The following is an 18,279-nucleotide window of genomic DNA, read 5'->3' as shown; positions in this document are numbered from 1 at the left end:
TTCTCACGGCCCGTCTCCGCGGGCCCTCAGGAGCCCGCCGGTAGACTCGTACGGTTCGATCAGGAGGTAGGCACATGCGGATCACGGGACTCGGCCACGCCGGGATGTTCATCGAGACGACCGGCGGCAACATCATCTGCGACCCCGTGCTCGGCCCCTCGTTCTACGGCTCCTGGTTCCCGTTCCCGGACAACCGCGGGCTCGACTGGGAGCGCTTCGGACGCGAGGCCGACTTCCTCTACATCTCGCACCGGCACCGCGACCACTTCGACCCGAAGCTGCTCGAGCGCCACATCCGCAAGGACATCGAGGTGCTCCTGCCGGAGTACCCGATCGACGACCTCGAGCAGGACATCCGCGCGCTCGGCTACACCAACATCACCTACGCTCCCGCCGGCGAGATCATCGAGCGCGGCGATCTCAAGATCATGATCACCCCGCTGCGCGCACCGAGCGACGGCCCCATCGGTGACTCCTCGCTGAGCGTCGACGACGGCACCGGCTCCGTGCTGAACCAGAACGACTCGCACCCCCTCGACCTCGAGAAGCTGCTGCACTTCGGCAGGCCCGACGCCTACTTCACGCAGGTCTCCGGGGCCATCTGGTGGCCGATGGTCTACGACCTGCCGCTGGACGCGAAGCAGAACTTCGCGAAGCTCAAGCGCGATGCGCAGAACAAGCGCGCCATGTACTACATCGAGAAGGTCGACGCCCCGCACGTATTCCCGATGGCGGGGCCCCCGATGTTCCTCCGCGACGACCTGTTCGACTTCAACGGCACCGGCCGCAGCGGCGAGTCGATCTTCACCGACCAGAAGCAGTTCCTCGCGCACATGAAGGAGCTCGCGCCGCAGTACGACGGCCGCGTGTTCATCCCCGGCACGGTCGTGACGGTCGACGGCGGGAAGGTCGCCACAGAGCAGACCCTCTACTCGGATGCCGAGATCGCGCACATCTTCGACGAGAAGTGGGACTACCTCGAGGAGCAGCGGGCGAGCCGCCAGCAGGAGATCCGCGACGAGGAGGCCTCGCGCGCCGAGATCATCCCGCCGGCGGAGATGCTCGCAGCCATCAAGGACTGGTGGGAGCCGCTGCTGAAGAAATCGCGCACCATCCGGCTCGGCGTCGGCGGCTGCGTGCGCTTCCGCATCGGCGATCTCGACATGGTCGTGGACTTCCCTCGCGCCAAGGTCCGCGAGTACGCGGGGGAGGAGTGCATCTACTGGTACACGATCCCCGCCGACCTCGTCTCGACCAACATCGTCGACCACGAGATCGACTGGTCGAACTCGATCTTCCTGTCGATGCAGTTCCAGGTGGGCCGCAGCGGCAAGTTCAACGAGTTCCTCACCACGTTCCTCAAATGCCTCTCGGTCGACCGCATCGAGTACGTCGAGAACTGGTACCAGGAGCAGACCGACCAGACCGAGGATGCCGAGATCGGCGACTGGGTCGTGCAGCGTCGCTGCCCGCACCTGCGAGCCGACCTCACCCGCACCGGGACGGTGGACGAAGACGGCATCCTCACCTGCAGCATGCACGACTGGAAGTGGGACCTGAAGACGGGGCGGTGCCTGTCGACCAGCGGCCATCCGATCCGCTCCTCGCGCATCATCGAGACCGGCTCCGCGGCCGCGGAGGCGCTCCAGCCCGCGACATGAGCCGGCCTCCGCTCCGATAGACTGTCATCGCAAGCAACCTTTAACACCGTCCTGTGAGGCGGAGAAGGGAGTGGCTGATGGGCACGCGCACCGTGCTGCATGAAGCCGACATCTCGCGGGCACTCACCCGCATCGCGCATGAGATCCTCGAGTCGAATCGAGGGGCTGAGAACCTCGTCCTGCTGGGCATCCCGACCCGCGGAGTGACGCTCGCCCGCCGTCTCGGCACCCTGATCAGCGGCATCGCCGAGACCGACATCCCCGTCGGCGCCCTCGACATCACGCTGTTCCGCGACGACCTTTCGAAGCATCCGACTCGCTCGCCGCACCCGACCGAGATCCCCGCCGGCGGAGTCGACGGCAGGACAGTGGTCCTGGTCGACGACGTGCTCTTCTCCGGCCGCAGCATCCGGGCAGCCCTCGATGCGATCCAGTCCATCGGGCGGCCCTCAGCGGTCCGTCTGGCGATCCTGATCGACCGAGGCCACCGCGAGCTGCCGATCCGGCCCGACTTCATCGGCAAGAACATCCCGTCCTCCCGTGAGGAGCGCGTCAACGTGCGCCTGCACGAGCACGACGGCGCCGAGGGGGTGACGATCGAGGCATGAGGCATCTTCTCGACACCAGGAACCTGGACAGGGCGGCGGCCCTGCGCATCCTCGACGTCGCCGAGGACATGGCCGACACCCAGTCCCGCGAGGTCAAGAAGTTGCCGACGCTGCGCGGCAAGACGGTCGTGAACCTCTTCTTCGAGGACTCGACTCGCACCCGCATCTCGTTCGAGGCCGCAGCCAAGCGGCTCTCCGCAGACGTGATCAACTTCGCCGCGAAGGGCTCCAGCGTCTCCAAGGGCGAGAGCCTCAAGGACACAGCCCAGACCCTCGAGGCGATCGGCGCGGATGCCGTCGTGGTCCGCCACCCCGCATCTGGCGCCCCGCAGACGCTCGCCACCAGCGGCTGGATCTCCGCCGGCGTGGTGAACGCCGGCGACGGGACGCACGAGCATCCGACCCAGGCGCTCCTCGATGCCTACACGATCCGCAAGCGCCGCTTCGGCGCGGCCAGCCGCGGACGCGACCTCAGCGGCGTCCGCGTCGTGATCGTCGGCGACATCCTGCACTCTCGCGTCGCGCGCTCGAACGTCTGGCTGCTCAGCACGCTCGGCGCAGAGGTCACGCTGGTGGCGCCGCCGACGCTCGTCCCGCAGAACGTGTCGCTGTGGCCTGCTCAGGTCGTCTACGATCTCGATCAGGCTCTCGCGAGCGGCCCCGACGCCGTCATGCTGCTGCGCATCCAGCTCGAGCGGATGAACGCGGCGTATTTCCCGACTGAGCGGGAGTATTCCAGGCGCTGGGGTCTCGACGCGCTGCGCGTGGCGGGGCTTCCCGCAGGTAGCATTGTGATGCACCCCGGACCCATGAACCGCGGGCTGGAGATCTCCTCCGAGGCAGCCGACTCCGAGCGCTCCACCGTGCTCGAGCAGGTCGCCAACGGGGTGTCCGTCCGCATGGCGGTGCTCTACCTGCTGCTCGCAGGAGAACGAGACGACGAACGAGGGGGAGACCGGTGAGCGAGACCCTCGTCATCACGGGCGCGCAGCTTCTCGGTGCCGAGAGCGCCGACATCATCGTCGAGGACGGGGTGATCACCGAGATCGGCTCCGGCCTCAGCCGTGCGGGCGCACGCGTCATCGACGCAGACGGCCTGGTGGCGCTGCCCGGGCTCGTCGACCTGCACACGCACCTGCGCGAGCCCGGCTACGAGGCCTCCGAGACGATCCTCACCGGTACCAGGGCCGCAGCCGCCGGCGGGTTCACCGCGGTGTTCGCGATGCCGAACACCTCACCCGTGGCCGACACGGCCGGCGTCGTCGAGCAGGAGCTCGCGCTCGGCGAGGCGGCCGGCTACGCCACCGTGCAGCCGATCGGCGCGGTCACCGTCGGGCAGAAGGGCGAGCGACTCGCCGAACTCGGCGCGATGGCGAACTCGCGTGCCCGCGTCCGGGTGTTCAGCGATGACGGCTTCTGCGTCTTCGACCCGCTGATCATGCGCCGGGCCCTCGAGTACGTGAAGTCCTTCGACGGCGTCATCGCACAGCACGCCCAGGACCCGCGCCTCACCGAGGGCGCGCAGATGAACGAGGGCACGGTGTCCGCCGAGCTCGGACTCGCCGGATGGCCCGCGGTCGCCGAGGAGTCGATCATCGCCCGCGACGTCCTGCTGGCCGAGCACGTCGGCTCGCGACTGCACGTCTGCCACCTCTCCACCGCCGGGTCCGTCGACATCATCCGCTGGGCCAAGAAGCGCGGCATCGCCGTCACCGCGGAGGTCACTCCGCACCACCTTCTGCTGACCGACGAGCTGGTGCGAGGCTACGACGCCCGCTACAAGGTCAACCCGCCGCTGCGCCGCGAGGAAGACGTCCTCGCCGTCCGCGAGGGCCTCGCCGACGGCACCATCGACATCGTCGCCACCGACCACGCCCCGCACCCGAGCGAGCACAAGGCGTGCGAGTGGCAGGCTGCCGCCAACGGCATGGTCGGTCTCGAGAGCGCACTCAGGGTCGTGCACCAGTCGATGGTGCAGACCGGCCTGATCGGCTGGTCCGACGTCGCCCGCGTGATGAGCGCCGCCCCGGCGCGCATCGGGCGGCTCGCCGGCCACGGAACCCCGCTCGAAGTCGGCGCCCCCGCCCAGATCGCCCTCTACGACGCCTCGGTCGAGGGAGTCTTCACGGAGGCGGACCTCAACGGGCGCAGCGTGAACTCGCCGTACCTCGGGCTCGCGCTCCCCGGACGCGTTCAGTACACGCTGCACGGCGGCCGGGTCACGGTCGACGGCGGCGCAGTGGTGGCGGAGCTCGGCGCATGAGCATGAGCATGAGAGATCTCGCCATCGCGATCACCATCGCCGTGGCGCTGCTGGTGCTGCTGTCCATGCTGTTCGCCTGGCGCCGGCGTCTGCGCCGCGACTCGGCTCTCTCGGCCCCCCTCGGCGTCCCGGAGCATGCGGAGGTCACCGACCGCCACGAGGTGCTGTACGTCTCCACGACCAGGCATGATCAGCCTCTGGAGCGCATCGCGATGTCGCCGCTCGCCTATCGCGCACGCGGTGAGGCCGCAGTGACGGATCGCGGTCTCGCGCTCTGCCTCGACGGCGCACCCACGGTCTTCCTCGCCTCATCCCGCCTCGTCGGCGTGGACCGCGCCACGGTCACGATCGACCGCGTCGTCGAGCCGGGCGGCCTCGTCCGCGTGGCGTGGAGCGTCGACGACGACACGATCGTCGACTCCTACCTGCGCGTCGCCGACGGCGATCCTCAGAACCTCATCTCAGAACTGCAGCGGCTCGTCCCCGATACCGGCGACACCGCGACCCCAGACTCAGGAGTGAACTCATGAACCCTTCGTCAGGCTCAGGAACCGGGCTTCCCCAGAAGGCGGTCCTCGTGCTCGAGGACGGCACCCGCCACGTCGGCCGCGCCTACGGCGCCCGCGGCACCACTCTCGGTGAGGTCGTCTTCGCCACCGGCATGTCCGGATACCAGGAGACGCTCACCGATCCCTCGTACGCGGGACAGATCGTGCTGCAGACCGCGCCGCACATCGGCAACACCGGGATGAACGACGAGGACCCCGAGTCCCGGCGCATCTGGGTCGCCGGATACATCGTGCGCGACCCCTCGCGGGTCGTCTCCAGCTGGCGCGCCAACGCCTCGCTCGACGAGATCCTGGAGCGCGACGGCATCGTCGGCATCAGCGGCATCGACACCCGCTCCGTCACCCGTCACATCCGCTCGGCCGGGTCCATGCGCGGCGGCGTCTTCTCCGGTCCGGATGCCGAGCTGGACGAGGACGAGCAGCTGCGCGTCGTCCGCGACGCGCCGCAGATGGCGGGCCGGAACCTGTCCGCCGAGGTCTCGGTGGAGGTCGCCACGGTGACACCGGCGGTGGGGGAGAAGGTCGGCAACCTCGCCGTCCTCGACCTCGGCGTCAAGCAGGCGACGATCGACAACCTCGCCGCCCGCGGATTCGAGGTCCACGTGCTTCCGCAGGACGTCACGATCGAGGGCATCCGCGCGATCGATCCCGTTGCGGTCTTCTACTCCAACGGCCCAGGCGATCCTGCCGCATCCGGCGACCATGTCGCGCTGCTGCGCAGCGTCCTGGACGAGGGCCTGCCGTTCTTCGGCATCTGCTTCGGCAACCAGCTGCTCGGCCGCGCGCTGGGCCTCGGCACCTACAAGCTGCCCTTCGGGCACCGCGGCATCAACCAGCCGGTCCTGGACAAGTCCACCGGCAAGGTCGAGATCACGGCGCACAACCACGGCTTCGCGGTCGAGGCGCCGCTGGAGGGCGCGTTCGACAGCCCCAACGGCTACGGCAAGGTCGAGGTGAGCCACGTGGGGCTCAACGACAACGTGGTCGAGGGTCTGCGCGCTCTCGACATCCCCGCGTTCTCCGTGCAGTACCACCCAGAGGCCGCAGCCGGCCCGCACGACGCCAACTACCTCTTCGACCGGTTCCGCGACCTGGTCGTCGCGACTAAGAAGGACGCCAAGTAATGCCAAAGCGCGACGACATCCAGTCCGTCCTCGTCATCGGCTCCGGCCCGATCGTGATCGGCCAGGCCTGCGAGTTCGACTACTCCGGCACCCAGGCGTGCCGCGTGCTGCGCGAGGAGGGGGTCCGGGTCATCCTGGTCAACTCCAACCCGGCCACGATCATGACCGACCCCGACTTCGCCGACGCGACCTACATCGAGCCGATCACCCCCGAGGTCATCGAGACGATCATCGCGAAGGAGAAGCCCGACGCGATCCTGCCGACGCTCGGCGGGCAGACCGCGCTCAACGCGGCGATGGCACTGCACGAGCGGGGCATCCTGGAGAAGTACGGCGTCGAGCTCATCGGCGCCAAGGTCGATGCGATCCGCAAGGGCGAGGACCGGCAGATCTTCAAGCAGCTCGTCCTCGACGCGGGTGCCGACGTCGCCCGCAGCGTCATCGCGCACACGATGGACGACCTTCTGGCCGGCGCCGCCGAGCTCGGCTACCCGGTCGTCGTCCGCCCCTCCTTCACCATGGGCGGTCTCGGCTCCGGCTTCGCCTACGACGAGGAGGACCTGCGCCGCATCGGCGGAGCCGGCCTGCGCGACTCGCCGACCACCGAGGTCCTCCTGGAGGAGTCCATCCTCGGCTGGAAGGAGTACGAGCTCGAGCTCATGCGCGACACCGCCGACAACACGGTCGTGGTCTGCTCGATCGAGAACGTCGACCCGGTGGGAGTGCACACCGGCGACTCCATCACGGTCGCCCCGGCGCTCACGCTCACCGACCGCGAGTACCAGAAGCTGCGCGACATCGGCATCGACATCATCCGCGCCGTCGGCGTGGACACCGGTGGCTGCAACATCCAGTTCGCCGTCGACCCGGCGAACGGCCGCATCATCGTCATCGAGATGAACCCGCGCGTGTCCCGCTCCAGCGCGCTGGCGTCGAAGGCCACCGGATTCCCGATCGCGAAGCTCGCCGCCAAGCTGGCGCTCGGCTACCGTCTCGACGAGATCCCGAACGACATCACCGGAGTGACCCCCGCGAGCTTCGAGCCGACGCTCGACTACGTCGTGGTCAAGGTGCCCCGCTTCGCGTTCGAGAAGTTCCCGGCCGCCGACGCGACCCTCACCACCACCATGAAGTCGGTCGGCGAGGCCATGGCGATCGGACGCAACTACGCGACCGCCCTGCAGAAGGCGCTCCGATCCCTCGAGAAGCGCGGCTCCAGCTTCCACTGGGGCGCGGAGGAGCGCGGCGTCGAGGAGCTCCTCGAGATCGCGAAGGTCCCGACCGACGGTCGCATCGTGACCGTGCAGCAGGCCCTGCGCAAGGGGGCGACGATCGAGCAGGCGTTCGAGGCCACCGCGATCGACCCCTGGTTCCTCGACCAGATCGTGCTGATCAACGAGGTCGCCGACATCGTGCACGGCGCCGCCGAGCTGGACGCCGCGACGCTGCGCTACGCGAAGGAGCACGGCTTCTCCGACGCGCAGATCGCGGAGCTCCGGGGACTCGGCGAGCCCGAGGTCCGCGGCATCCGCCATGGTCTCGGGATCCGCCCTGTCTACAAGACGGTCGACACCTGCGCCGGCGAGTTCCCGGCACTCACGCCGTACCACTACTCGAGCTACGATTTCGAGACCGAGGTCGCCCCGTCGGAGCGCACCAAGGTCGTCATCATCGGCTCCGGCCCCAACCGCATCGGCCAGGGCGTCGAGTTCGACTACTCCTGCGTGCACGCCTCGTTCGCGCTGTCGGATGCCGGGTTCGAGACCGTCATGGTGAACTGCAACCCCGAGACCGTCTCCACCGACTACGACACGTCGGACCGTCTCTACTTCGAGCCGCTGACACTCGAGGACGTGCTGGAGGTGCTGGATGCCGAGGCTGCCAGCGGCACGATCCTCGGCGTCGTCTGCCAGCTCGGCGGACAGACCCCTCTGGGACTCGCGAAGGGCATCGAGGCCGCGGGCTACACGGTGCTCGGCACCAGCCCCGCCGCGATCGACCTCGCCGAGGAGCGCGAGCTGTTCTCCCGTCTGCTCGACGACGCGGGTCTCCTCGCCCCGCGCAGCGGCACCGCGATCGACGCGGACGGCGCCGTCGCGATCGCCGAGGAGATCGGCTACCCCGTGCTGGTGCGCCCGAGCTTCGTGCTCGGCGGCCGCGGCATGGAGATCGTCTACGGCACCGAGGCGCTGCGCGACTACTTCGTGCGCACCGCCGGAGAGGTCATCATCGAGGAGGGCAAGCCCCTGCTCGTCGACCGGTTCCTCGACGACGCGATCGAGCTCGATGTCGACGCGCTGTACGACGGCACCGACCTGTTCATCGGCGGTGTCATGGAGCACCTGGAGGAGGCCGGCATCCACTCCGGTGACTCCAGCTGCACCCTGCCGCCGATCTCGCTCGGACGCACCGACGTCGACCGCGTCCGCGTGGCGACCCTCGCGATCGCCGAGGGCGTAGGCGTCCGCGGGCTACTGAACGTGCAGTTCGCGATCAGCGCCGGCGTGCTCTACGTCATCGAGGCGAACCCGCGCGCGAGCCGCACGGTTCCGTTCGTCTCCAAGGCGCTCGGGATCCCGATGGCGAAGGCGGCGAGCCGGATCATGGCCGGATCCACGATCGCCGAGCTCCGCGCCGAGGGCATGCTCCCCGAGCAGGACGGCTCGCGGGTGCCGCTCGGCGCTCCCGTCGCCGTCAAGGAGGCCGTGCTGCCGTTCAAGAGGTTCCGCACGGCCGACGGCAAGACCGTCGACTCGGTCCTCGGGCCGGAGATGCGCTCCACCGGCGAGGTCATGGGGATCGACAAGGACTTCCCGACAGCGTTCGCGAAGAGCCAGGCGGCCGCATACGGCGGGATGCCGACCTCCGGCACGGTGTTCATCTCGGTCGCCGACTCCGACAAGCGTGCGGTGATCCTGCCGGCGCACCGCCTGCAGCAGCTCGGCTTCACGATCGTGGCCACCGAGGGCACCGCCGAGATCCTGTCCCGCAACGGCATCGCGGTCTCCGTCGTCGAGAAGTACAGCGACACGCAGGAGTCCGGTGCGCGGAACATCGTCGACCTGATCAACGCCGGTGAGATCGACATCGTCGTGAACACCCCTTCCGGTGGCGCCGCGCGTGCGGACGGGTACGAGATCCGCGCCGCGGCGGTCGCGGCCGACAAGGCGCTGTTCACCACGATGGCGGTGCTCGGTGCGGCCGTCAGCGGGATGGACGCGGCCGACGAGGGCTTCGATGTCCGGAGCCTGCAGGAGTATGAGCTGGACAGAAGGGCGGCGGTGTGAGCGAACGCTTCGGTGAGCGGGTGCGCGCGGCTCTCCGCACGCACGGCCCGCTGTGCGTCGGCATCGATCCGCACGCGGGTCTCCTCGAGTCCTGGGGGCTGCCCCAGGATGCTCGGGGCGTCCGCGAGTTCGGTCTGCGGACGGTCGAGGCCGCCGCAGGGCTGGTCGGCGTCGTGAAACCGCAGGTGTCGTTCTTCGAGCGATTCGGCTCGGCCGGCATCGCGGCGCTCGAGGACGTGCTGTCGGCCGCCCGCGCCGCGGGGCTGCTCGTGATCGCCGACGCGAAGCGCGGCGACATCGGCTCCACCATGGACGCGTATGCCGAGGCGTGGCTCACCCCTGGGTCCCCGCTGGAGGCCGATGCGCTGACCGTGAGCCCCTTCCTGGGTGTCGGTGCGCTCGGCGGCGCATTCGATCTGGCCGAGGCTAACGGCAAGGGCCTGTTCGTGCTCGCAGCGACCAGCAACCCTGAGGCGACCGGCCTGCAGCGGTCGTCGTCCGCTGACGGCGCGACCGTGTCGTCCGCGATCATCTCGGAGGTCTCCGCCCGCAACGTCGCGGCATCCGGCGAAGGGGAGTGGGGGAGCTTCGGCTTCGTCATCGGCGCGACGGTCGACTGGGCGGATGCCGGCATCGGCCCGTTCGCACCGTTCGCGCCCATCCTCGGTCCGGGCTTCGGCGCTCAGGGTGCGACGCCCTCCGATCTCCACGACCGCTTCGGCGCGATGGCCGAGGCCGTGATCGCGAGCGAGAGCCGCAGCATCCTGTCCGCAGGACCCGACCTTCTGGCCGACGCGATCCGCACGCGCGCTGCCGAGTACCGTGAGGCGAACCATGACTGAGTCCCGCGCTGTCCCCGAGGTCGACCGTGTCGCCGCCGCCCGCAGGGCGGTCGAACGCCGCCGCGCCCGTGCCTCGCTCAAGCGCGACCTCACGATGCGGGTCGTCACTCCGCAGGCGGTGCTGGCCAGGGCCGTCGCGGATGCCGACTCCGTCGAGGGGTCGATGCGCATCACCGACTTCCTGCTCGCGCTGCCGGCGATCGGCGCGGGCAAGCGCGACCGCATCCTCGACGAGCTGCACATCTCGCCGGTCAAGCGCCTCGGCGGGCTCGGCGTGCGTCAGCGCGGAGTCCTGGCGCGGTGGCTGAACGGCCGCTTCCCGCTGCTCGAGCCCCGCGGTGCCAGGAGCCGGCTCCTCGTGCTCGCCGGGCCGACCGCGGTCGGCAAGGGCACCGTCGCCGCGTACATCCGCGAGAACCACCCGGAGATCCATCTCTCGGTCTCGGCCACGACGCGCCCGCCGCGACCGGGGGAGGTCGACGGCGTGCACTACTACTTCGTCGACGACACCGAGTTCGACCGGCTGATCGCGGAGGGCGAGCTTCTCGAGTACGCCGTCGTGCACAACCGCTCCCGGTACGGCACGCCCAGGGCACCCATCGACGCCGCGCTGGCTGAAGGGAAGACGGTCCTGCTGGAGATCGACCTGCAGGGCGCGAGGCAGGTGCGGAGGGCGGAGCCGTCGGCGACGCTCATCTTCCTGCTCCCTCCGAGCTGGGACGAACTGGTCCAGCGGCTGGTCGGCCGGGGCACAGAGGAAGCCGAGGAGCGGGCCCGACGGCTGCGCACCGCGAAGGTGGAACTGGCGGCTCAGAACGAGTTCGATCACCTCATCGTGAACGAGGACGTCGCCGCTGCCGCCGCCGAGGTCGTAGAATTGTCATCAAGCTCTGCGCGCTGAGCGTACTCGCGCGCCCATTGCACCGTCTTCGCGACGATCCCGTCGCCTGATCAGGAGGTCCCACCATGGCCGGACACCACAAGAACGGCATCATCGATCCCCCCATCGACAACCTGCTCGACCGTGTCGACTCCAAGTACGAGCTCGTGATCTACGCCGCCAAGCGCGCGCGCCAGATCAACGACTACTACTCCGACCTGCACGAGGGCAACCTCTTCGACAACGTCGGCCCGCTGGTCGACTCCTCCGTCGAGGACAAGCCGCTCACCATCGCGCTGCACGAGATCAACGAGGACAAGCTCCGCCTCCGTCACGTCGAGTGACACCCGATGACCGCGCCGCCCGGCATGTCGGGGGCGCGGTCCAGAATGGGGTCAGCCCCCTTTCACCGTCCGACCCCGTTCTGGAGCACCGATGAGCGCCCTGCGTCTGTTCACGTCCGAGTCCGTCACCGAAGGGCATCCGGACAAGATCTGCGACCAGATCTCTGACAGCATCCTGGACGGGCTGATCGGGAAGGACCCGGGCTCGCGCGTCGCGGTCGAGACTCTGGTCACCACCGGGCTCGTTCACGTCGCCGGTGAGATCCGCACCGAGGCGTACGTGGACATCCCCACGATCGTGCGTCAGGTCGTCAACGGCATCGGCTACACCTCGAGCGACACCGGCTTCGACGGCGACTCGTGCGGCGTCAGCGTCTCGGTGGGCGAGCAGTCCACCGACATCGCGCACGGCGTCGACAACGCCCAGGAGCACCGTGACGGCGGCTCGGTCGATCCGCTCGACGCCCTCGGCGCCGGCGATCAGGGCATCATGTTCGGGTTCGCGACCAACGAGACCCCGCAGCTGATGCCGATGGCCGCGTGGACCGCGCACCGCATCGCCGAGCGCCTCACCGAGGTCCGCCGGTCCGGTCTGCTGCCGTTCCTCCGCCCGGACGGGAAGACCCAGGTCACCCTCGGCTACGAGGGGTTCACCCCGAAGACGGTCGACGCGATCGTGCTGTCCACGCAGCACAACCCCGACATCTCGCAGGACGAGATCAAGGCGCAGGTGCGCGAGCACGTGATCGACCCGATCCTCGCCGGCACCGGACTCGACCTCGACGACGTCACGTACTACATCAATCCCGCCGGGCCGTTCGTCACCGGAGGCCCCAAGGGCGACGCGGGGCTCACCGGCCGGAAGATCATCATCGACACCTACGGGGGAGCAGCCCGCCACGGCGGCGGCGCCTTCAGCGGCAAGGACCCGTCGAAGGTCGACCGCTCCGGCGCGTATGCCACGCGCTGGGTCGCGAAGAACGCGGTCGCCGCGGGACTCGCCGACCGGCTCGAGGTCCAGGTCGCGTATGCGATCGGCGTCGCGCGCCCCGTCGGCCTGTATGTCGAGACCTTCGGCACCGGCAAGGTGTCTGACGAAGTCATCATCCGCGCCATCACCGACGTGTTCGACCTCCGCCCGCAGGCGATCATCGAGCAGCTCGACCTGCTGCGTCCGATCTACGCGCAGACCGCCGCATACGGGCACTTCGGCCGCGAGCTCCCCGACTTCACCTGGGAGCGCACCGACCGCGTCGAAGAGCTGCGGCGCGCCGCCGGACTGTGACGATCGATCGGCTCCCGCCGATGACGGGGTTCGGCCGATCGACGGTCCGCTGATGACGACGCAGAGCAGGCGCATCGCGCGCGTGCTCCTGGACTCGCCGCTGCCTCAGCTGGATCGGCTGTTCGACTACGCGCTTCCGGCCGAGCTCGGCGATGTGCCGCTCGGGGCGCGAATCCGCGTGCCGCTGCGCACCGCCGGCCGCCTGCTGGACGGCTACGTCGTCGAACTCGATACCGAGGACGACGCCGATCGGCCGCTGTCCGAGGTCGAGAGCGTCGTCTCCCCGGTCTCCGTGCTCCCCGACCGGCTGTACCGCCTGGCGCGGCGCGTCGCGGACCGGGCGGCGGGGTCGGCATCCGACATCCTCCGGCTCGTGATCCCGAAGCGGCAGGTCCGCGTCGAGAAGGCCTGGACCGCCTCCTCTGCCGCGGTCGTGCCCGAGGAGGCCGCGCTCGCTCGTGCGACGACGATCGTGGAGGCCTACGACGGTCTCGCCGCCGCCCTCGATGACGGCGGGCGAGCTGCGGTCGAGGCGATCCCGGTGCTGCAGGACGGCATGCCGGGCTGGGCGGCGACGCTCGCGGCCTCGGCCGCGCACATGCTTGCCGCCGGGAGATCGACCGTGCTGGTGGTGCCGGATCACCGCGATCTGGACCGTCTCATCGACGCACTCGCGGAACTCGTGCCGTCCGAGTCCGTGGTCAGGTTCGACTCCCGTCAGGCGAACCCCGACCGGTACCGCGCCTTCCTGCGGACCCTCGAGGATGCGCCGTGCATCGTGATCGGCAACCGCTCCGCGGTCTACGCGCCGGTCACAGCGGGGCTGGTGGCGATCTGGGATGACGGAGATCCCCTTCTCGCCGAGCCGCTGGCGCCGTACGTCAACGCCAGGGACGCCGCTCTTCTGCGTCAGGAGCAGGAGGGTTCGGCGCTGCTTCTCGCGGGTCACACCCGCACAACCGATGTCGAGCGCCTCGTCGCGCACGGCTGGCTGCAGGATGTCAGGGCGGCCAGACGCGTGCTGCCGCGGGTGATCCTGAGCACCCCTCAGGAGATGGAGCTCCCCACGGCGCAGCGGATGCCGTCATCGGCGTTCCTGTCCGCCCGCGCTGCGGCCGCGGACGGACCGGTGCTCGTGCAGGTGTCGCGCCCCGGGTTCGCGCCCTCGCTGGTGTGCGCCGGGTGCAGGGCCCCTGCGCGGTGCGCGCACTGCGGCGGGCCGCTGGGAGCGAAGCATCGCGGTGCGGTGCCGGTGTGCGGCTGGTGCGGCAGGGGCGCCAGGGCGTGGGCGTGCCCCGCGTGCTCCTCCACGCAGCTGCGGCTGGCGTCCTCCGGCAGCGAGCGCACGGCCGACGAGCTCGGGAAGGCGTTCCCCGGCATCCGCGTCATCGTCGCCGACAGCGCGCACCCGGTCGCGCACGTGGCGGACAAGCCCTCTCTCGTGGTCGCGACACGCGGAGCCGAGCCGCTCGCCGACGGGGGATACCGGGCGGTCGTGCTCCTTGACGGTCCGCGGATGCTGCAGGCACCGGATCTGCGGGTCGGCGAGGCGTGCCTTCGATGGTGGTCGAACGCCGCCGCCCTCGCAGCTCCCGGCGCACCCGTGCACCTCGTGGGCGTCGACGGGCAGATCGCGCGCGCCTTCGCCACCTGGAACCAGGCCGCCTACGCCCGGACGGAACTGAGCGAGCGCGCCCCGCTGCACATGCCGCCGGCCGCACGGGTGGCTCTCGTGGAAGGCACCTCGGCAGCAGTGGGCCGAGCGCTCGCCTCCCTCGGCGAGCTCTCGCTGCCGTCGGATGCCGTCCTCGGCCCGGTGCCCGTCGAATCCGACGACCTGCCGCCGAGGGTGCGTGCGCTCGTGCGCTTCGACTACGGTGCCGGTGCGCGCGTCTCGACCGTGCTGCGCGCGGCCGTCGTCGCCGAGGCGGTGGCGAGCCGTCGGGGCAGGGGCAGGAACACGCGCATCCCGCTCGCGGTGCGTCTCGATATCCTCGATCCAGAGCTCTGATCCCCTCAGCCGCCATCCATCCGGAGAACCTTCATGCGCCTCGTCTTCGCCGGCACGCCGTCGGCCGCCGTCCCCACGCTCCGCCGCCTCGCGGCAGAGCACGACATCGCTGCGGTCGTCACGCGACCCGATGCGCCGCTGGGCCGCAAGCGCGTGCTCACGCCGTCGCCCACCGCAGCAGCGGCCGCAGAGCTCGGCCTGCGCGTGATCAAGGCCGCCCGGCTCGATGAGGAGGTGACGGCCGCGATCGCCGCGCTCGACGCCGACCTCGGCGTCATCGTCGCGTACGGCGGGCTGGTGCGGGAGCCGCTGCTCTCGACACCTGCCCACGGCTGGATCAACCTCCACTTCTCGCTGCTCCCGCAATGGCGGGGCGCGGCCCCGGTGCAGCGGGCGCTCATCGCGGGTGACCCGGAGCTGGGTGCCAGCGTGTTCCAGCTGGTCCCGGCGCTGGATGCCGGCGACGTCTTCGCCTCCCGCGTCGTCGACGTGGCGGCCGACGAGACGGCGGATGCCGCGCTCGAGGCGCTCGCAGCCGACGGCGCCGAGCTGACGGCCGACGTCGTCGCCGCCATCGGGGACGGCACGGCGCGTGCCGTGCCGCAGGAGGGCGAGCCGACGCTGGCACCGAAGCTGACGCTCGCCGACGGCGAGCTGGACTGGACGCAGCCTGTGGAGCAGGTCTTCGCCCGGTTCCGCGGCGTCACCCCGGAGCCGGGAGCGCACACGGCGATCGACGGACTCCGGCTGAAGGTGCTGGAGGCGCTGCCGAGCACCGAATCGCCCCTGGAACCGGGCGAGATCGTCGCGACGAAGACGCACGTCCTCATCGGGACCGGGACGTCTCCGCTGGCCGTCGCACGCGTGCAGCCCGCAGGGAAGGGCGCGATGAACGCGGTCGACTGGTGGCGCGGACAGCGTGGCGTCGAGAGCCTGCGAGCGGGTTCATGAGCGGCCGGCAGCGCGACGAGCGCTCTCCCCGGAACGGCCGAGGCCAGGGCGGCCGCGATCAGGGCAATCGTGGCCAGGCGCGCTCCGGCCAGAGCCGGAGGGAACCCTCGCGCACGGTCCAGCCTGCCCGCCGCGTCGCGTACGACGTGCTGCGCGCCGTGTCGGAATCCGACGCGTACGCGAATCTCGTGCTCCCTTCGGCCATCGCCGAGGCGGGGCTCGATACGCAGGATGCGGCGCTCGCGACCGAGCTCGCCTACGGCACGCTGCGGCGCCGTGGCACCTACGACGCGATCATCGCGGCCGCCGCGGATCGCGAGATCGCCGACATCGATCCTGCCGTGCTGGACGCCCTCCGCCTGGCCGCGCACCAGCTCCTCGCGACGCGCGTGGCCTCGCACGCGGCGGTCAACGAGTCGGTGAACCTCGTCGGCGCCGTCAAGGGCAGGGGCGCTGCGAGCTTCGCGAACGCGGTGCTCCGCCGCATCTCGCGGGAGACGCCGGGGCAGTGGCAGGAGCGCATCGAGCAGGCCGCCCGTTCGGACGACGAGCGGCTCGCACTGCGCTCGGCGCACCCGGTGTGGGTGATCAGGGCGCTGCGGCGGGCACTGTCCGCCGAGGGCAGGGTGGACGAGCTGGAGGCGCTCCTCGAAGCCGACAACGCCTCACCCGAGGTGACCCTCGTCGCACTCCCGGGCCTCGCCGTGCCGGGGGAGCCCCGGCGCCCCTATGCGCCGACCGCGTTCGCCTCTCCGGGCGGCGACCCGCATCGCGTGGTCGCGGCATCCGGCGGGACGATCCGCGTGCAGGACGAGGGCTCCCAGCTCGTCGCGCTCGCACTGACCGCGGCCGCGCCGATCCGCGAGGGCGAGCGCTGGCTCGATCTCTGCGCCGGCCCCGGCGGCAAGACGGCGCTGCTCGCGGCGATCGCCCGAACCCACGACGTCACCCTGGAGGCGAACGAGATCGTCCCCACGCGTGCCCGGCTCGTGCGCAGCGCTCTGCGTGCCGTTCCCGGTGACGTGGTCGTGCACGAGCTGGACGGACGGCAGCTCGCGGCCGAGCACCTCGGAGGGTTCGACCGCATCCTGGTCGACGCCCCCTGCACCGGCCTCGGCGCCCTGCGGCGCCGACCGGAGGCGCGATGGCGGAAGTCCCCGGCGGATGTGGCCGATCTCGTGCCGCTGCAGGTCGATCTGCTGGGCGCCGCGATCGACGCGCTCGCACCGGGAGGAATCGTCGCGTACGCGACGTGCTCGCCGCACCTCGCCGAGACGACGGGTGTCGTCCAGGAGGTCCTCCGCGGGCGCACGGACATCACGGAGCTCGATGCGCGTGCGGTGATGGCGGGCGTGGCCGACGCGCCACTCGACCTCGGCACGGACGGCTCCGGGCGCGTCCAACTCTGGCCGCACCGCCACGGCACCGACGCCATGTTCCTCGCTCTCCTGCAGCGCACGGCCCCCGATCAGACGACAGCACCCGATCAGAAGGAAGACTGACCACATGCACCTGCCTGACGCGCCGCGCATCAACCCCAGCATCCTCGCCGCCGACTTCGTCAACATGCAGCGCGACCTCGCGAAGATCGCGACGGCCGACTTCGCCCACGTCGATGTCATGGACAACCACTTCGTCCCGAACCTCACGTTCGGGCCGCAGATGGTCGAGCGCATCCAGGCGACGAGCCCGATCCCGCTCGATGTGCACCTGATGATCAGCGACCCCGACCGGTGGGCGCCCGGGTATGCGGAGCTCGGGGCTGCGAGCGTCACCTTCCACCTCGAGGCGGCCGCCGACCCGATCGCGCTGGCTCGGCGCCTGCGCGACATCGGCGCGCGCGCGGGCGTCGCCATCAAACCAGGCACACCCGCTGACGGGCTCTTCGAGATCCTCGACGAGTTCGACCAGATCCTCGTCATGACGGTCGAGCCGGGGTTCGGCGGACAGGGGTTCATGCCCGAGACCATGCCGAAGCTCCGCGCACTCGCCGACGAGGCGAAGCGCCGAGGATCGGACGTCTGGCTCCAGGTCGACGGCGGCATCTCGGACAGCACGATCGAGATCGCCGCGGCGGCGGGCGCGAACACCTTCGTCGCGGGCTCCGCCGTCTACGGCGCCGACGACATCGAGGCCGCCGTCACCCGGCTCAGAGACCTGGCAAGAGCCGGTAGCCTGGAACCGTGAAGACTTTCGACGAGCTGTTCGCCGAGCTCAGCGTCAAGGCCGAGACCCGCCCCGAGGGGTCGGGAACTGTGGCAGAGCTCGACGGCGGTGTGCACACGATCGGCAAGAAGATCGTCGAGGAGGCCGCCGAGGTCTGGATGGCCTCGGAGTACGAGTCCGACGAGGCGGCGGCCGAGGAGATCTCCCAGCTGCTGTACCACCTGCAGGTGATGATGATCGCCAAGGGCCTGAGCCTGCAGGACGTCTACCGACATCTGTGATGCGCTC

At 70.3% G+C, this 18,279-nt stretch carries 16 protein-coding genes; all 16 read left to right on the top strand.

Features of this window, described 5'->3' with window-relative positions; translation table 11 throughout:
• The first annotated feature begins 74 nt into the window (after positions 1 to 74).
• The 16 genes from IPV10_RS00565 (at position 75) to IPV10_RS00490 (ending at position 18,272) form a co-directional block, all read left to right on the top strand.
• Positions 75 to 1,661, top strand: a complete 1,587-nt coding sequence (locus IPV10_RS00565; RefSeq protein ID WP_207479258.1) for a Rieske 2Fe-2S domain-containing protein — start codon at positions 75 to 77, stop codon at positions 1,659 to 1,661.
• A gap of 77 nt (positions 1,662 to 1,738) precedes the next feature.
• Positions 1,739 to 2,269: a bifunctional pyr operon transcriptional regulator/uracil phosphoribosyltransferase PyrR gene (gene pyrR, locus IPV10_RS00560; protein WP_207479254.1), complete on the top strand. Its 531-nt coding sequence runs from the start codon at positions 1,739 to 1,741 to the stop codon at positions 2,267 to 2,269.
• A complete protein-coding gene (locus IPV10_RS00555) occupies positions 2,266 to 3,231 on the top strand; it encodes an aspartate carbamoyltransferase catalytic subunit (RefSeq protein ID WP_207479251.1) in 966 nt (321 codons plus the stop codon). The genes pyrR and IPV10_RS00555 overlap by 4 nt, the downstream gene beginning before the upstream one ends.
• Entirely contained in the window at positions 3,228 to 4,532 is a 1,305-nt protein-coding gene (locus IPV10_RS00550) for a dihydroorotase (protein WP_207479249.1), read from the top strand. Before IPV10_RS00555 ends, IPV10_RS00550 begins: the two co-directional genes overlap by 4 nt.
• A gap of 8 nt (positions 4,533 to 4,540) precedes the next feature.
• Positions 4,541 to 5,062 (top strand): hypothetical protein, encoded by a 522-nt coding sequence (locus tag IPV10_RS00545; RefSeq protein WP_242684461.1) that lies wholly within the window; start codon positions 4,541 to 4,543, stop codon positions 5,060 to 5,062.
• Positions 5,059 to 6,225, top strand: coding sequence for a glutamine-hydrolyzing carbamoyl-phosphate synthase small subunit (gene carA / locus IPV10_RS00540; RefSeq protein ID WP_207479244.1), 1,167 nt, complete (start codon positions 5,059 to 5,061; stop codon positions 6,223 to 6,225). Before IPV10_RS00545 ends, carA begins: the two co-directional genes overlap by 4 nt.
• A complete protein-coding gene (gene carB / locus IPV10_RS00535) occupies positions 6,225 to 9,512 on the top strand; it encodes a carbamoyl-phosphate synthase large subunit (RefSeq protein WP_207479235.1) in 3,288 nt (1,095 codons plus the stop codon). Before carA ends, carB begins: the two co-directional genes overlap by 1 nt.
• Positions 9,509 to 10,354 carry an orotidine-5'-phosphate decarboxylase gene (pyrF, locus tag IPV10_RS00530; RefSeq protein ID WP_207479230.1) on the top strand — a complete coding sequence of 282 codons (846 nt, stop codon included), beginning with the start codon at positions 9,509 to 9,511 and terminating at the stop codon, positions 10,352 to 10,354. Before carB ends, pyrF begins: the two co-directional genes overlap by 4 nt.
• The gene (gmk, locus tag IPV10_RS00525; protein WP_207479228.1) at positions 10,347 to 11,255 is read left to right on the top strand and encodes a guanylate kinase; all 909 of its coding nucleotides are present in this window, start codon (positions 10,347 to 10,349) and stop codon (positions 11,253 to 11,255) included. The genes pyrF and gmk overlap by 8 nt, the downstream gene beginning before the upstream one ends.
• A gap of 65 nt (positions 11,256 to 11,320) precedes the next feature.
• On the top strand, positions 11,321 to 11,578 hold the full coding sequence (gene rpoZ / locus IPV10_RS00520) for a DNA-directed RNA polymerase subunit omega (RefSeq protein ID WP_207479226.1): 258 nt from the start codon (positions 11,321 to 11,323) through the stop codon (positions 11,576 to 11,578).
• Positions 11,579 to 11,669: 91 nt separating this feature from the next.
• Positions 11,670 to 12,863 (top strand): methionine adenosyltransferase, encoded by a 1,194-nt coding sequence (metK, locus tag IPV10_RS00515; RefSeq protein WP_207479224.1) that lies wholly within the window; start codon positions 11,670 to 11,672, stop codon positions 12,861 to 12,863.
• 52 nt (positions 12,864 to 12,915) lie between these two features.
• A complete protein-coding gene (locus tag IPV10_RS00510) occupies positions 12,916 to 14,874 on the top strand; it encodes a primosomal protein N' (protein WP_207479223.1) in 1,959 nt (652 codons plus the stop codon).
• 33 nt (positions 14,875 to 14,907) lie between these two features.
• Positions 14,908 to 15,825, top strand: a complete 918-nt coding sequence (fmt, locus tag IPV10_RS00505; protein WP_207479221.1) for a methionyl-tRNA formyltransferase — start codon at positions 14,908 to 14,910, stop codon at positions 15,823 to 15,825.
• Positions 15,822 to 17,327 carry an RsmB/NOP family class I SAM-dependent RNA methyltransferase gene (locus IPV10_RS00500; protein ID WP_207479219.1) on the top strand — a complete coding sequence of 502 codons (1,506 nt, stop codon included), beginning with the start codon at positions 15,822 to 15,824 and terminating at the stop codon, positions 17,325 to 17,327. The genes fmt and IPV10_RS00500 overlap by 4 nt, the downstream gene beginning before the upstream one ends.
• 4 nt (positions 17,328 to 17,331) lie before the next feature.
• Complete coding sequence (gene rpe / locus IPV10_RS00495) at positions 17,332 to 18,012, top strand: ribulose-phosphate 3-epimerase (RefSeq protein ID WP_207479218.1); 681 nt, start codon at positions 17,332 to 17,334, stop codon at positions 18,010 to 18,012.
• Positions 18,009 to 18,272, top strand: a complete 264-nt coding sequence (locus tag IPV10_RS00490) for a phosphoribosyl-ATP diphosphatase (RefSeq protein ID WP_207479216.1) — start codon at positions 18,009 to 18,011, stop codon at positions 18,270 to 18,272. Before rpe ends, IPV10_RS00490 begins: the two co-directional genes overlap by 4 nt.
• The last annotated feature ends 7 nt before the right edge of the window (positions 18,273 to 18,279 follow it).

It is taken from the genome of Microbacterium sp. SD291 (assembly GCF_017355365.1).
Lineage (GTDB): Bacteria > Actinomycetota > Actinomycetes > Actinomycetales > Microbacteriaceae > Microbacterium.
Note: the sequence above shows the minus strand (reverse complement) of the source record. Positions and strands in the feature narration are given on the sequence as shown.